The sequence below is a fragment of the Actinocrinis sp. genome (assembly GCF_035650855.1).
Taxonomy (GTDB): Bacteria; Actinomycetota; Actinomycetes; order Streptomycetales; family Catenulisporaceae; genus Actinocrinis.
In genome coordinates, this window is sequence record NZ_DASRGV010000004.1 from 39980 (window position 1) to 53984 (window position 14005).

15 protein-coding genes and 2 pseudogenes are annotated in these 14005 nt (G+C 69.5%); 5 read left to right on the plus strand and 12 right to left on the minus strand.

Going from position 1 to position 14005, the window contains the following annotated elements; genetic code table 11:
* The first annotated feature begins 149 nt into the window (after window positions 1–149).
* Both VFB40_RS00530 and VFB40_RS00535 read left to right on the plus strand, forming a co-directional pair.
* A complete protein-coding gene (locus tag VFB40_RS00530) occupies window positions 150–383 on the plus strand; it encodes a hypothetical protein (protein WP_324847236.1) in 234 nt (77 codons plus the stop codon).
* Between the two features lie 679 nt (window positions 384–1062).
* Entirely contained in the window at window positions 1063–1335 is a 273-nt protein-coding gene (locus VFB40_RS00535) for a hypothetical protein (RefSeq protein ID WP_324847237.1), read from the plus strand.
* A 155-nt stretch (window positions 1336–1490) separates the two neighbouring features.
* On the opposite strand, the gene VFB40_RS00540 is transcribed toward VFB40_RS00535, so the two are convergent.
* Window positions 1491–1760 carry a hypothetical protein gene (locus tag VFB40_RS00540; protein WP_324847238.1) on the minus strand — a complete coding sequence of 90 codons (270 nt, stop codon included), beginning with the start codon at window positions 1758–1760 and terminating at the stop codon, window positions 1491–1493.
* A gap of 652 nt (window positions 1761–2412) precedes the next feature.
* Here VFB40_RS00540 and VFB40_RS28720 point away from each other — a divergent pair.
* Window positions 2413–2610 (plus strand): annotated as a pseudogene (locus VFB40_RS28720) (STAS domain-containing protein); the annotation flags it as partial.
* 101 nt (window positions 2611–2711) lie between these two features.
* On the opposite strand, the gene VFB40_RS00545 reads toward VFB40_RS28720, so the two are convergent.
* Window positions 2712–2849 (minus strand): hypothetical protein, encoded by a 138-nt coding sequence (locus VFB40_RS00545; RefSeq protein ID WP_324847239.1) that lies wholly within the window; start codon window positions 2847–2849, stop codon window positions 2712–2714.
* Window positions 2850–2981: 132 nt separating this feature from the next.
* Between VFB40_RS00545 and mgtA the strand changes: the two genes are divergently transcribed.
* Window positions 2982–5723: a magnesium-translocating P-type ATPase gene (mgtA, locus tag VFB40_RS00550; protein ID WP_324847240.1), complete on the plus strand. Its 2742-nt coding sequence runs from the start codon at window positions 2982–2984 to the stop codon at window positions 5721–5723.
* 311 nt (window positions 5724–6034) lie between these two features.
* Here mgtA and VFB40_RS00555 read toward each other — a convergent pair whose 3' ends face one another.
* The 8 genes from VFB40_RS00555 to VFB40_RS00590 form a co-directional block, all read right to left on the minus strand.
* On the minus strand, window positions 6035–6577 hold the full coding sequence (locus VFB40_RS00555; protein WP_324847241.1) for a DUF5994 family protein: 543 nt from the start codon (window positions 6575–6577) through the stop codon (window positions 6035–6037).
* Window positions 6570–6791 (minus strand): cold-shock protein, encoded by a 222-nt coding sequence (locus VFB40_RS00560; RefSeq protein ID WP_324847242.1) that lies wholly within the window; start codon window positions 6789–6791, stop codon window positions 6570–6572. The genes VFB40_RS00555 and VFB40_RS00560 overlap by 8 nt, the downstream gene beginning before the upstream one ends.
* A gap of 211 nt (window positions 6792–7002) precedes the next feature.
* Window positions 7003–7233 carry a hypothetical protein gene (locus VFB40_RS00565; protein ID WP_324847243.1) on the minus strand — a complete coding sequence of 77 codons (231 nt, stop codon included), beginning with the start codon at window positions 7231–7233 and terminating at the stop codon, window positions 7003–7005.
* 98 nt (window positions 7234–7331) lie between these two features.
* Window positions 7332–7676, minus strand: a complete 345-nt coding sequence (locus VFB40_RS00570; protein ID WP_324847244.1) for a glycoside hydrolase family 130 protein — start codon at window positions 7674–7676, stop codon at window positions 7332–7334.
* 42 nt (window positions 7677–7718) lie between these two features.
* A complete protein-coding gene (locus tag VFB40_RS00575) occupies window positions 7719–7937 on the minus strand; it encodes a glycoside hydrolase family protein (RefSeq protein WP_324847245.1) in 219 nt (72 codons plus the stop codon).
* Between the two features lie 595 nt (window positions 7938–8532).
* Window positions 8533–9570 carry a glycosyltransferase gene (locus tag VFB40_RS00580; RefSeq protein WP_324847246.1) on the minus strand — a complete coding sequence of 346 codons (1038 nt, stop codon included), beginning with the start codon at window positions 9568–9570 and terminating at the stop codon, window positions 8533–8535.
* Window positions 9567–10706: a glycosyltransferase gene (locus tag VFB40_RS00585; protein WP_324847247.1), complete on the minus strand. Its 1140-nt coding sequence runs from the start codon at window positions 10704–10706 to the stop codon at window positions 9567–9569. Before VFB40_RS00585 ends, VFB40_RS00580 begins: the two co-directional genes overlap by 4 nt.
* Before the next feature lie 381 nt (window positions 10707–11087).
* Entirely contained in the window at window positions 11088–12032 is a 945-nt protein-coding gene (locus tag VFB40_RS00590; protein ID WP_349261287.1) for an acyl-CoA desaturase, read from the minus strand.
* Between the two features lie 549 nt (window positions 12033–12581).
* Between VFB40_RS00590 and VFB40_RS00595 the strand changes: the two are divergent.
* Window positions 12582–12821, plus strand: a pseudogene (locus VFB40_RS00595) (RNA polymerase-binding protein RbpA); the annotation flags it as partial.
* Window positions 12822–12925: 104 nt separating this feature from the next.
* Here VFB40_RS00595 and VFB40_RS00600 read toward each other — a convergent pair.
* Both VFB40_RS00600 and VFB40_RS00605 read right to left on the minus strand, forming a co-directional pair.
* A complete protein-coding gene (locus tag VFB40_RS00600; protein ID WP_324847249.1) occupies window positions 12926–13198 on the minus strand; it encodes a hypothetical protein in 273 nt (90 codons plus the stop codon).
* Window positions 13199–13345: 147 nt separating this feature from the next.
* Window positions 13346–13483: a hypothetical protein gene (locus tag VFB40_RS00605; protein WP_324847250.1), complete on the minus strand. Its 138-nt coding sequence runs from the start codon at window positions 13481–13483 to the stop codon at window positions 13346–13348.
* Between the last annotated feature and the right edge of the window lie 522 nt (window positions 13484–14005).

A 14005-nucleotide genomic window follows, 5' to 3' on the forward strand; every position in this document is an offset into this window, starting at 1 on the left:
GCAAATCAGCAGGCCAAAATCCCGCATACGCCGATCGCTGGTGTAAGCTCGAAAATACTCGCGGCATTTCGAATACGGGCACTCAAGCCCCTGTCGCCGCGGGCGAAGCAAGGACCCGGACCATTCATCGGTCCGGAGACAGGCGTCCGATGATGCCGGACCAAGACCTGCCCCCCACTCCCGCGGCCGACGTGCCCCAGGCGCAGCCGACCATCGTCTCCACCAAGCTCACCCTGCACGATCTGTTCACCGGCGGATGGAAGCGGCCGCTGGCCGGATTGCCGACCGCGCTTGGCCGACCGCTGGCGCGCAGCACGCGGGCGGCTCGAAGACGCGCCGCGGCGTTCGGGACGCGCGGCGCCGGCGATCGCGCCCGGCAGTGACACCGATCCGATCCTTGTTCGCCGTGCTGCGGCGGCGTCACGGCGCCCGCAGAGCGGCGGCACCGGACCAGGGCTGGGACGAGGGCAGCCTGCGAGCACTACGTGACAAGGCACCCCCCAGCCGGAGCGTCGAGAAACAACCGGAAAGCGGACCGGCTTCCGGGAACACGTTTCACACCAGGCAGCGGTAACAGACAGACAAGGATGGCAATGGCGGCCGGTACGGTCATGTGGTTCAACGCTTCCAAACACTATGGATTCATCGTCATCCTGCTGGAGACACGTGCCGGTGGGTGAGCAGGGCCGGGCAGCCGGCGCGAAGGCAGATATCGCGGCGAACACATCGATGGATAAAGCAGCCACCAGAAGACCCGGCTTCTCGAGGCCGGCGCGCCAATCGCCCGGCAAGCGGCCGCCGGGGTCCGGGACGACAAGGCGGATCGTAGTCCCGAGAAGCGCACTCGTTAAGGCGTCTCCGACACTCGCCGCGATATCCGCCGCAGGCTAAGGCCGCGACCCAGACGGGTGGATCGATCCCGTATGCGCGCGCTGCTTGAAATGCCGTCACAACAGTCCCGCCGAGGCCGGACCGTTAGGGGTGAATTGTTGCGTTATCTAATGGGAAGACTAGAAGGTATCGACCGCGGCCTGTGGTCGGATCGGCGGAGGGCAGGATCCGGTGGACACCCCGAAGTTCGACACCGAACTGCGCACGGAGATCGCCCATGCGGTCGCCGAACTGAACCGGCTGCGCGGTAGCGGCGACGAGGACGGCGAGCGTTCGTACGAGAGCCGACTGGCCTACCTTAAGCGGATCGCCGAGAGCAACGGGGTTGACCTGAGCGATCTTGTCGATCAACGCGATGGCGCAGCGCCGCAACCCGACGCCGCTAAACCACAGGACATACAGGACTGGGAAAGCGAAGGCGGCGCCCGCAGCCCCATCGCGTGACCCGAGTGCGCGGCGACATCCGCGGTTGCGCTGGACGTGCTCCGCAATGCGAATTGCCCTCTGCCCCTGCCGTTCGACCACGCGGCTACGGCGAGTGCATGTTCACTCAGTTCGTCGTGTAACCTGCGCGGCGTGTCGGGCCGATGCTCTTACCGTTATCGCGCGGCGGCTGGCACAGAGCCCTCCGGTTCGGCTGCGCGCGGCCGGGCGGGGCTCGGATAAGGCGTGGGGCCCCGCGGCGGCCGCAGTTCGAGATCCAGCGCCCGGCTTTGGGCCTGCTTGATCGAGCGGTCCAGGTGGTCGATGGCCTGGCGCAGGAGACGGACCGTGTGCTCCTCGCCAGCGATCGAGAGCGCGGAGTGCACCTCCAGGCTCGCCCGGAACAGGCGTTCGATGATCGCGTGCTCGGCGCCGTGCTTACTCATAGGTGTCGAATGCGGCATGTCCATGCTCCCTTGGAGTTGGCCCTTGGCAGACGGCGCTTGGATCGCTGCCGGGGTCTGGGACAGAAACATCGCCGTACCCGACACTACGCGCATGCTTCTCGCCTTCATACCCGCGTTCGACGTCACCGCCGGAGCGTGCTGGCCGCGTGCCTTGAGGGAAGCCTCATCCGGGCTGGTCAAGATCGGTCCAGCACCAAGGCCGATGTTGCGTCGGGCGGCGTATTGCCGAATCGGCGTGTTCGCAGCGCTGCTGCACCGCATCCCGCGGCACGTGCTCAAGCAACTACGTCTCTTCGCGCGCCTGGACACCGTGCTCAGCTGGTACGACGACCTGGTCGCGCACCGCCACGTCGAAGCGACCTGCTCCCGCGGCGGAAGATGCCGGGTTCCGGATCAACGCGCTCCCGCCGCTCAGCGGGGGAGAAAGGTGCGCTCCCCCGAACGCGCCGCGTCGCGCCCGAGTTCCGCCTCGCCTTCAAGCGACGCGGGACAGAGTGCGGCGGCCGGGCCTAAGCTTGGAGCACCGCCCCCGGTCCCTGGACGGCGCCTCGCCTGCGCCAGGTCGTCCGCGTGATGGGGAGCTGGGAATGACAAAAGACTTCTTCGTTGGCGAGCGCCGCACACCGGTTGCGCCGTCGTGACGTTAAGTGGCGAGTTCGTTGTGGCCACGGCGCCTGTGCTGCGATCGCCCTTGTCCGATCCGGTGGCGAACGGTCACACCCGCTTGGTGCTCGACCTCGCCATGCTGAGGTTCCTCGACGCATACGGTCCGGGAGTTCTCGCCGGGTCGCCCGGCCCTGGCCCGCGCCGACGGACTGCATCAGGGTGAAAACCGCGGACCGTTCAACTGGCGCGTACCTGGCCGCCGCGGCGCTACGCGCGCGGCACTCGTCTCGAACCAGCGTTGGAGGATGCGATGGAGGCCCCTGTTTACGGCCAACCCCGGGAGCGGATGGAGGTCCGCGATCCGCCGATCACCGGGCCGCGTGACGCGATCAGCCCGGTGGACGCGGTCACCGTCAGCTGCACCGACTTGCGCATCTCGGGTGGCGATGTGCCAGTGGTCATCACCGGTGGATCCTGGGCCACGAGGCGGTCGACACCGGTACCCGAGGTGGACATTGCGGTTGGTGACCAAATGAAGCTCGCCGCCGTCGCGCCGAGAGATTCGCACCTGACGGCGGGCGGTGCGTGATGGCGATGGTGACAGCACCAGCCGAGGACCGCGCCCGCCCGGCGGTGCGCGATTTCGACACGGTGGCCGCGAGCGCTCTGTCCGCCGGCGAGGTGTCAGCCCGCCTCGGTTCGGGCGAGCCCGGACTGTCCGACACGGAAGCGGCACGGCGGCTCTTCCAGTTCGGGCCCAACGCGGTGGCCTCTCACCGCACGGGGGTGTGGCTGGTGCTCTGGCACCAGCTGCGCTCCTCGCTGCTCGGGCTGCTGGCGATCGCGGCCGTGGCGTCGTACTTCGTCGGAGAGCGCAGCGACGCACTGATCATCGGGGTGATCCTGCTGCTGTCGGTCGGACTCGGATTCGTCAACGAATACCGCGCCGAACAGGCGGCCCAAGCGCTGCATGCGCAGATCAGCCATCAGGCCCTGGTTCGCCGCGGCGGCCGCGCCATGCCGGTGGAGGTCATCGACCTGGTGCCCGGGGATGTGGTGGAACTGCGGCTCGGCGAGATCGTCCCGGCGGACATCCGGGTGATCAGCTCCGTCGGGCTGGAGTGCGACGAGTCGACGCTGACCGGCGAGTCACTGCCGACGGAAAAGGACGCCCGGCCGATCGCCGCGGGCGCGGCGCTGGCCGAGCGCTCCAACTGCGCGTTCATGGGCACCGTCGTGCAGGCCGGCAGCGGTCTGGGCGTGGTGGTGGCCACCGGTGCGCGCACCGAGTTCGGCAAGATCGCCTTCGGGCTGGGCGCGCACCAGCCGCAGACCGAGTTCCAGATCGGGCTGCGCCGCTTCTCCACGCTGCTCGCCCAAGTCGCCGGGGTGCTCACCGTCTCGATTTTCGTGATCAACGTGGTCCTGCACCGCCCGGTCATCGACGCGCTGCTCTTCTCCCTCGCCATCGCGGTCGGCATCACCCCGCAACTGCTGCCGGCCGTCGTCTCCACCAGCCTGGCCGACGGATCCCGGCAGCTGGCCAAACTCAAGGTTCTGGTCAAGCGGCTGGTGTGCATCGAGGATCTCGGCGACGTCGACGTGCTGTTCACCGACAAGACCGGCACGCTCACCGAGGGCCGCATCAGCTTCATGCGCTCGTTCGGGTCCGACGGTCTGATCGACGACGAGCCGCTGCGCTGGGGCCTGCTGTGCAACGAGGCGACCGTACAAGACGCAGTGGCGGTGGGCGGCAATCCGCTGGACATCGCGCTGTGGCGCTCCCCGGCCGCGGCCGCCGCGAGCACTGCGTCACGCGGCGCGGTACGCCTGGCGATCCTGCCGTTCGACCACCAGCGTCTGATGACCTCGGTACTGATCGACGAGCCAGGCGGCGTCCGAACTCTGATCACCAAGGGAGCGCCGGAAGCCGTACTCGAGCACTGCGTCCAGGTGCCGCAGGCCGCACGCGAGGCGCTGGAGCGCGAATTCGCCGCCGGCAACCGGGTCATCGCCGTGGCCGGCCGACCCGCTCCCGGCGCGACCGCGCTCGTCCCCGGAGACGAGAAGGACCTGATCCTGGCCGGGTTCCTCATCTTCCTCGACGCCCCGAAGGCCTCGGCGCGAGCGGCCCTGGAACGCCTCGCCGCGCTCGGCATCGCCGTCAAGGTCATCACCGGGGACAACCCGGTCGTGGCCGCCAAGGTGTGCCGCGATCTGGGGCTGCCGAACGGCGGCACTCTGACCGGCACGGACCTCGACGCCATGAACGACGCGCAGCTGGCCGCGGCCGTGCCCGGCACCATGGCGTTCGCCCGGGTCAGCCCCGAGCACAAGGCTCGGATCGTGCGCGCCCAGCGCACCAGCGGGGTCGGCGTGGCGTTCCTCGGCGACGGCGTCAACGACGCCCTGGCCCTGCACGCCGCCGACGTCGGCATCTCCGTGGACTCGGGCAGCGACGTCGCCAAGGACGCGGCCGACGTGATCCTGCTGGAGAAGGACCTGGGCGTGCTGGCCGACGGCGTCGTCGAAGGCAGGCGCATCTTCGCCAACACCATCAAATACGTGCTGATGGGCACGTCCAGCAACTTCGGCAACATGTTCAGCGCCGCCGGGGCGTCGCTGTTCCTGCACTTCCTGCCGATGCTGCCCTCCCAGATCCTGCTCAACAACCTGCTCTACGACTCCAGCCAGCTGGCCATCCCCACCGACGAGGTCGACCCGGAACAACTCGCCCGCCCCTCGCACTGGGACATCGCCTTCATCCGCCGCTTCATGGTGTTCTTCGGCCCGATCAGCTCGGTGTTCGACTTCGCCACCTTCGGTGTCATGCTCTGGGTCTTCCACTCCGGGCCGGCCCAGTTCCGCTCCGGGTGGTTCGTGGAGTCCCTGGCCACCCAGACCCTGGTGATCTTCGCGATCCGCACCCGCCGCATCCCGTTCTTCCGCAGCCGCCCCAGCCTGCCCCTGCTGCTGGCCGCCCTGTCCGTCGTCACCGTCGGCGCCATCCTGCCCGCCACACCACTCGCGGGCACGCTGGGCTTCCACCCGCTGCCGCTCGGCTTCTTCCTCGCCCTGGTCCTCATGGTCGCCTGCTACCTGGTGCTGATCGAGATCGGCAAACACCGCTTCTACCGCACCACGCCGCCGCACCCGGCCACCGTCTCGGCACCGCGCACCCGCCGCCGCCGCGTCCACCGCCGCGCCGCCCACTTCACCACCACGCTGCGCCCGATCACCACCCCGCCCGGCGGCGAGCACGACGCCAGCCCGAGCTTGACAGCCGACCAATCGCCTGACCGGCATCAAGACGCTGATCATCACACGCCGAGCTGACCCGCCCGGGATACCGAAGCCTTCATAGTCGAACAGAGCGCGGTGTCGCGGCAGGAACAACGACGGGTCCCGGGGCAGTCCGTCCGCCACGCCGAGGTGTACGCCTAAACGGGACGCGGTCAACCGCGATTTACCGCCCCGGCGCGGCCGCTGGCACCGCCGCTACCGTCGCGGACGATGACGCGGCCTCCGGGATGGCTGCGACGTCTCCAACCAGCCCACGTATCGGCCGGATATTGGTCCCGCTCCAAACCGTCCGAGCCACCGGGACATGTGCCGCAAGCGCGAGCAGTCAAGGCTGCGTCGACTGGTCAGGCGGCCGCGGCGGCGGGACGCGCGGAGAGGCGAGTGATCGGTTCCGTCTCGATGCCGCAGTGTTCTAATATCTCCTGAGCGCCGAGGCCATCGGGGTGGGTGGACATTTCGAGTGCGGCGAGGGCGGCTTGCTCTGCTGCCTGCGGGGGGACGACGAGTAGTTGCAGGTGCGCGTGCTGGCCGAGCGTGACGACGATCACGTGGTTCATGTCGGTGTACCAGCCGACGCGCACTACGTGGCCGGCAACCGCGATCCGGCGTGGGATCTCGTCCCAGGCCAGGACGTCGACGGCCAGGCGCAGGACCACGCCGAGGTGTTCGTTCAGTCCAGCGACCAGGCCGGGCAGCTGCGCCCGTGCGTCGCGCGAGTGCGGCCACCAGCCGCCGCGCACGCGTGCACCGCTCGTCGCGGGCTGTTGCAGAACTAGCCGCGCCGGCGGCTCGGGCGCCTGGAGGTCGCGCGGGGAGGTGGCGGGCTCATTCGTTTCGGCATGATCCGGGGCGCCGGCTGCGCGGCGCAGCCGGGGAGCGTCAGTCACTGGTTTGCGTTTCCAGCAGGGCGAGGTTGGTCGCGCTGGTGCGCTGCCCGTCTTGGGTCAGGTCGAAAGAGACGCGTGCGCCGTCCGCGAGCGCCTCGAGGTGGGATGCCGCGAGCACCGACCTGTGCAGGAACACGTCCTGGCCGCCTGCGTCCGGGGTGATGAATCCGTAGTGTTTGGAATTGCTGAACCACTTGACCGTGCCCGTAGCCATTGCTGTCGCTCCTTCTACTGCCTGCCGTTATCAGCGGTCTGTGTTTTGCGGTGCGTCGGCCTGCGAACTGGACGGGTCTGTCCGCTTGGGCTGCCCGGAGCCTGCTCGCGCTGTGCGTCCAGGCTGCTCTAGTCCCAGCCCTGGCCCGACGCCGCCGTGCTGCGGGCGCGGTGGTGCGGCCGCAGCACGGCGAGCATGGATCGAATCAGTGTCACTGCGGCGCACGATCGTCGGCGCTGTGCGCCCTGAGCGCGGTAGCGCGTGTCCGGGCCGCGCGTGCGCTGCGCGCCAGCGGTCGGCCAAGCGCGGCGGGCAGTCCGGCGAGCGGCCGCTTCCAGCCGCCGGTGAACAGGTCGTGCAGGGTGAGCTTGGTGGAGACAATGGTCGGCTGCGCCTGAGGCGGGTCGGCCGCGGGGGTGGGGGGAAGATCCTGGATCGGCATCGTCGGACGCCTGTCTCCGGACCGATGAATGGTCCGGGTCCTTGCCTCGCCCACGGCGACAGGGGCTTGAACGCCCGTATGCGAAATGCCGCGAGTACTCACAGCGTACACCCCCGATCGCCGCTGCTGGTGCCGTAGGGGATGACGAGGGTGTCGCGGTGGCGCATCGCCCCGCAGGAGTAGACGACGTTGGGCACGTAGCCGTCGCGTTCCTGCGCGGCAGCGGTGATCGGTGGTTCGGGCAGGCTGGCGAGAACCCGCTCGGGGTGGTCGAGATCCAGCAGGAGGGCGCCGATGCTGTACGTCCGCATCGGGCCGACGCCGTGGGTCAGCACGAGCCAGCCCGCCTCGGTCTCGATCGGGGACCCGCAGTTGCCCACCTGGGTCAGCTCCCAGGGCCGGGCCGGGGCGTGCACGGTGGCGCCGACGCTCCAGGTCTGCATGTCCGGGGAGGTCGCGATGCTGGTGTTCTCCCGATCCCAGCGTTAGAGCGCCAGGTAGCGTCCGGCGACCTGCCGGGGGAACAGGGCCATGCCCTTGTTCACCGCAGCCGGGCCGGTCAGCTGCGTGATCTGAAAGGTGCGGAAGTCCGTGGTGTGCAGGCGCTGCGGGGTGACCGAGGAGCCGTCGAACGCGGTGTACGTCGCGTCGTACGAGACGGCGCCGTGCTCGTCGGTGAAGCGCACGAACCGGGCGTCCTCCATGCCGTGGCGCTCGGTCGGCGCGTGAGGCCAAAGGACGCGTTCGCTGATCGCGGTATCGCGCGGGAACCCGAGGTCGTAGCTAGACGCGGCAATCCAACGGATGCGTTCGATCGTGCGGTGGGTAGCCTGACGCTCGGTAAGACGCGCAGGCGGCCTCTCAATTGTCTGTTCGAGTTGCGCCGAGTCGAAGCGGCGGGGCAAGCGACCATGCACGGGTTGCACAACGCCGCGCCCTCGATCGCGTACTCGTGGGTGAAGTAGGAGCCGATCAGCAGGCGCCGCAGGCCGGAGAGCGTCGTGGCGCGGGGGATGCGGTGCGCGACGGTCTCGAAGTTAGCCGCGAACGTGCCGCGCAGGTCGCGATGGCGCGCGGCGAAGGACGCGAGGGCCGCGGACAGGGCCGCGTCCACCTCGCCGTCGCCGAGGGCCAGCACGCGCGCGATGACCAGTGCGGTGCGCGACTCGTGCTCGGGGACCTCCTCGCCGGGCACGAACAGCTTCGCGATCACCCGGCTCGGATCGGGGGTCAGCCGTTGGGGCGCACGGGTGACCAGTTCACGGACGGTGACGCTCGTCGTGGCTGCTGGCTGCTGGCTCATCGGCGCCCCGCGATCCTGATGCCCTGCTGCAGGGTGGAGATCAGCGCCAGGGTCGACTCAGCCCCCTGATTGACGCTGTGCCCCTGCGGGTGCAGGCCGTCATAGCCGCCGCCGCTACCTGGGTCGTGTAGCGCGACCTGCCGATCGTTCTCGCCGAGGAACCAGCCGACCGCGCGCTCGACCCCGGCGATCCATCGCGCGTCCCCACTCGCCTCGAACGCCCGGGCGCAGGCGTCGGCCAGAGCCGCGGCTTCGAGGGGCTGCTGGTCGAAGCCGGGTCGCGGCTCGCCTGCGTGCCAGCCCTGAGACCCGGTGGGCGAGAGGTGCCCCGGCCCGCTCTCGGTGGCCAGCAGCCACTCGAGCAGTTCGAGGCCGTGATAGCCGGCCTCGGCGTCCAGCAGCAACTGCCCCGCGGCGATGAGCACCTCGGGCAGCGCGGCGTTAGCGTAGCCGAGCCGGTCCTCGGGCCACGGCCAAGCCGAACCCGGCTCGGGCCGCTGGATCATCTTCGCCGCGTCGATGAGCAGGTCGATCGCGCCCTGGTGCGCGGGGCGCGCGGCCAGGATCTCCGCGGCGCCCAGCGCCGCGAAGGCCATCGAACGCGGCCAGGGCGAGCGTTGCTGGACGCTGGCGTCGAACGCGTACATGGCGTGTTCGCGCACCCAGGGCAGCGGTGAGCGGGCCGCGGCAGTGCCCAGCGCCCACAGTGCCCGACCCCACCAGTCCCCGAGCCCGGGCTCGTCCTGCCAGCGCCGGTCGAACCCGAGCCTGTTGCGAAAGCGGCCGTCAGAGCTCTGAGCATGCACCACAAAGGCCAGGTACCGCTCCGCGAGCGGGTCCGAGGATCCGGCCAGGTGCCACGGGGGCGGCTGGCGACACAGCACGACCAGGCCGCGGGCGACATCGTCGAGACAGTAGCCGTGCTCACGCCGCGGCGTGGCATAGCGAGCGTGTTCGAACAGGCCGGTGTCGTCGCTGAGCCGGGCCAGGTGGGTGAACGCGGCGTCCAGAAGGCCGGCGGTCGACCCGGTCACGACGCGACCACGGCCGGGGTGGCGGCCAGCAGCGTCTTCGCCAGGGCGCGGTAGCTGTTGGCGACGGCACTCCAGGTCAGGGCCGGGGCCAGCGTGGCGCAGCGTGCCGTCATCGCCTCGGCCAGGCCAGGCTCGGTCAGGACCCGGCGGATCGCGTGGGCCATCGCCCGCGGGTCCCGGTGCGGCACCACGAGCCCTGCTTCGCCGGCGAGCAGCTCGCGGGCGTGCGGGAACTCGGTGGCGACCACGGGACGCTGCGCCGCGACCGCCTCGATGAGCACCCCGGAGGTCACCTGGTCTTTGGATTCGTAGGGCAGCAGCACGACGTCCGCCTGGCGCACCATGTTCATCAGCGATCCGACTTCGCGGTACGTCGGGTCGAACTCGACCAGGTCGAGCACGCCCGCGGCCCGCGCTTGGCGGCGCAGGCTGTCGCGATAGGCCTCGCCTTGGACGGCGAGCACCTTCGGATGGGTCTGGCCGGCCACCAGGTACCGGGCAGCCGGTTGCAGGTCGCGCAGATGGCTGAGCGCGGCGATGGCCCATTCGATGCCCTTGCCGGGCCCGATCAGCCCCCAGGTCAGGATCGTCGGCCTGTGGTCGCGACCCGTCGATCTCGGCCGCCGCTTCGGTAGGGGCGGGGCACCGTGCGGAATGACGCTGAGACGGCCCTCGCCGATCAGATAGCCGGCCTCGAGGACGGCGGCAGCAGTCTGGGACAGAACGACGACCGCGTCCGACGCGTCGATGACGCGTTGCAGCACCAGCCGCTGATGCGGCGTCGGGCAGGCAAGCACCGTGTGCAGCACCGTGATCACCGGGATCTGCACGCGATCGAGCACGTCGAGCACATCTGCGCCGTCCAAGCCGCTGTAGATGCCGTATTCGTGCTGCAGGATCAGGACGTCGTAGCGGTTGAGCACCTCGGCCGTGCGGCTCGCGCTAAGCGGGCGCACGGTGATCGTTGCGGCTGCCGGTTCCTGCCGCACCGTCTGGTACGCCCCGTCGACGACCTGCACGACACCGCACCGGCTGCCGGCCATCGGATTCGACAGATGACGCAGCAGCGCCGCGCAGAACGTGGCCAGCCCACATTGAGTAGGCGGATAGGTACTCAGGAAACCGTAGTTAACCATCAGCGGCACGCCTCACAGGACATCGAGGTCGGACGGTCGGAGACTCGATGGCGCGAGCGGCCGGCCTCACGCGGAGCAGACCCTCCTTGAAAACCCGACCGCGTGGCCTGTCGGTGGCGTTCAAGCGCCAGGAAGGCGAACCAGAATCAACAGCCGTGCGCGTGACGCGAGAGATCCGCACCCCGAGGCGGGGCTTGTCGGATTCGGAAGGGACATACGAGGTGTACCGAAAGAAGAAAGCGTCACCGTAGCTGCCGGTCCGGCCACAGTAGCATTCCCGCGAAGACGCGGAAGCGGGGATCAGCGCTCGCACTCGCCGCCCGAAGCGCCGCGCCGTGCCCCGCCGGGGGATGGCGCCCGGGCGGCCCGCTGCCTCGTTCCCTACACGTGGACGCGGCGCGCGTCGAGCCGGGCCGGGTCGGGCCAGCGCACGTCTCTGGCCCAGCCGAGTCGCTCGAACGTGCGGATCAGCTCCGCCGATAGGTCGATCTGGCGTCGGTCGACCCCGTGTCGGGCGCAGGTCGGGTCGCTGTGATGCAGGTTGTGCCAGCTTTCGCCGAGCGAGAGCAGGGCCAGTGGCCACAGGTTGGTGGCCCGGTCGTGCTCGCGGGTGGTGAACGGGCGGGTTCCCAGCACGTGGCACAGCGAGTTGACGCTCCAGGTGACGTGCTGCAGCAGGCCGATGCGTACCAGGCCGGCCCAGATCAGCGCGGTGAACGCGGCGTACCAGGTGCCGCCGATCGCGAGGCCCGCCAAGAACGGCAGGGCCAGTGAGGCGACGCACAGGAGCGGGAACGCGCGCGCCAGCGCGGTCATCATCGGTTCGGCCGTCAGGTCGGGGGCGTAGCGCTCGTGCGAGGTCGGATCGTTGCCGAACAGCCAGCCCGCGTGTGCGTGCACCAGGCCGCGTAGCTGCGCGACCGGCCCGGTGCCGTACCGGTAGGGCGAATGCGGATCGCCGGGCCGGTCGGAAAACGCGTGGTGCCGCCGGTGCGCGGCGACCCAGCTGATCACGTCGCCCTCGAAGCTCATCGAACCAGCCACGGTCAGCGCCGCGCGCAACCGCGGCCCCGCCCGGAAGGCCCGGTGCGTCAGGCAGCGGTGGAAGCCGACGGTCACGCCGAAGCCGGTGACCAGATAGAACACCACGGCTAGAACTGCGTCGGTCGGCCCTAGCCCGTGACCCCACAACAACACCGCGGCGAGCACCAGGCCCGCGAACGGGGCGGCGACCAGAAGCCAGGTCACCGCGATCTGCAGTATTCGCTCGGCGCGCGGCCGCGCTGGCGCGCCGACCTCGGGAAACGCGCTGAGCCCGTCGTACAAGCCTGACGCGGCGGCGCGCTGCGGGGCTTCGGACTCCGGTGAGGCGGCATGGGATGCAATGGCGGTGGTGGGAGCGTCGCCGACAACTGTGGTTTCGACTGTCGTGCAATCGCAGGTATCAACGGCCGCAGCCGGTGTCTCAGGCAAGATCTCGTCCTCGCGCAGATGGTGGGCAGCGAGGCGGATCCCGGGTCGGCGAATGGTCCAGACCTGGCCGTGAGCTCGGACTTGCTGCGGTGCGGGTGTTCCGGCTGAGTATGCGGCATCCGCCGCTGTGGGTCGAGGGCCGTGGCCGGGCACTGCATGCGCGCCTGGCGCTACCACCTTACCGCCCCGTGATGTTGATCAAGGCGAGGGCCGTTCGATCGCACGGATCGGGCATAGGCTCTACGTGACGGCCGCGTAGCCGGCCGTGTCGGTGCTTGTCCCGGCGACCGCTTCGACGATGGCGGTCGGGACGCTGAAAGTCCGGGGTCGGTCCGAGACGACCGCGCAGGTCGATCCGACGCACGCCGGTTTTTGGCAGTTCCGATGTAGGGAGATGGCGGCTTCTGGCGCGAGGCCGGTCATCTGACGCAGCCGTCTTTCGCCGAAACCGCGGTCATCCCGCAAGAGTGGCAATGCCCCGGCTGTGGCCAACTGGCCGGACGCGACCGCGACAGGCCGCCGGTCCCGGTGCCCTTCGCCCCGTACAAGACACATCTGGCGTACGTGCATGAACGACGCAGCGACACCGAAGGGGAGATTCTGCTGGCCGAAGCGCTGGCCAGACTCCGTACAGGCGCCTGACAGCTCAACCCGCCGCGTTGAGAATGAATTCAGCGGTTACTTCCCGACCGGGCGCCTACTGCGCGTCTGGCGTCGGCTGCGCGGCTTTGACGAGCCGCCGATGATCAGCTCCCGTTGCCTGCCGCGTTGTTCCTCGCGCGAGGGTCGCGACGGATCGTGGGCAACGCGCCGATGTACTGGTCACTGGCCTGCAGCCACTCGTGGCATGCTTCGCGCATCGCCCGGTCCGCGGCGGCGTGCTCGACGGAACGCGTCCTGTTCTCCCGGTCCGGCTGATGCTCCGTATCGTGCAGGATGTCGACGAGGCACCGCTGCCTGACGCCCAGTGCCGTGAGTGCTTCGTCGTGGCGATTGATCACTACGTCCAGCTCGTCCATTGGTCGATGAAGGTGCGGGTGACCTTACGGCCCGCCTCCTTCGTCCCCTTTCCATCCATGCGCACGAATTTCTCGCATGCGTCTTAGCAATGATCTTCCTGGCCGGATCGCTCGGGCTTCGGATAGCGGATAAGGACCTGCGCCCGATCAGGCGATCCCGACGTCCGTGCGCTCAAGCCTGCTGAGCAGAGCCCCGGTCTCCTCGGCCACGCGGTAGTAGAAGGTGCGGGCTTGCCGCTCCCCGTGCTGCGCGTGCTCGAGTCGTTCCCGGGCCGTGGTGGGCACCGGGGAGTGCGGCGTGCTCGGCGCCGCATGGAAGAACTGCGAGGCCCGTTCCGCGCGCTCGCACGCCGAGCGCCACGCGCGTTGGGCGGCCCGGCGCCGCTCAAGAAGCTGATCGCGGCTCTCAGCCGGCCGAGAACCTGGCACAAGCGCGGAAGCTGATCCGGATGCGGTGCGCCGCTGCCCGCTGCCGTCTCGGCTCAGACGAGTGTGGTCTGTTGTTGGGAGGGCGTCCATCGGACCGCCGATCTTCTCGCAGCAGCGAGAGGTTTTAGCCTCACCACGAGGCGAAGTCGTCATGTCATATTACACACGGACGCTCACTCAGTGCGGCCGTCGCTCTAGCCCGGGCTGCCCGCAGGCGACTTCGCGGTCTGGCACGAGCAGCGACACCGCGCGTGTCGTGCCAGCCGCAGGCGCCGGACGGATGCAGGTCAGCGGCCTCGGCCGCGGAAGTGTTGCGAGGCCTTCGCCGCTCCCGCGGTGCCGGAGGATGCGGCGCTCGACAAGCGCAGAGCCCTTCCG